The sequence below is a fragment of the Bradyrhizobium sp. LeoB3 genome (assembly GCF_055456055.1).
The window spans coordinates 1-289 of sequence record NZ_JBVBEF010000453.1 but is presented as its reverse complement, the minus strand read 5'-3'; the positions used below and the strand labels follow the sequence as shown (position 1 = coordinate 289).

At 61.6% G+C, this 289-nt stretch carries 1 protein-coding gene; it reads right to left on the bottom strand.

Annotation, left to right across the window (positions count from 1 at the left end; genetic code table 11):
- Positions 1-289: transposase (locus ACZXDY_RS46690; RefSeq protein ID WP_464350129.1), on the bottom strand; the 289-nt coding region annotated here is incomplete at both ends.

Below are 289 nucleotides of genomic sequence, written 5' to 3'. Positions count from 1 at the left end.
CCCTTGTTGAGGACCGCCCAGGCGATCCGGGCGAGCTTGTTGGCGAGCGCAATCGCCAGCACGTTGTGGTGCAATCGTTTCTTGGCGGCTTCGATCCAGGAGTTGAGGCCATAGCGCTCCCAACACCTTACCTTGACCAGCACAACCCACGCGGCTTGCACGAACAGCGCGCGCAGGTAGCGATTGCCGCGCCTTGATATATTGCCGAGGATCGTGCGGTCGCCGGTCGATATCTGCTTCGGCACCAGTCCAAGCCAGGCGCCGAAGTCGCGGCCTTTCGAGAATACGT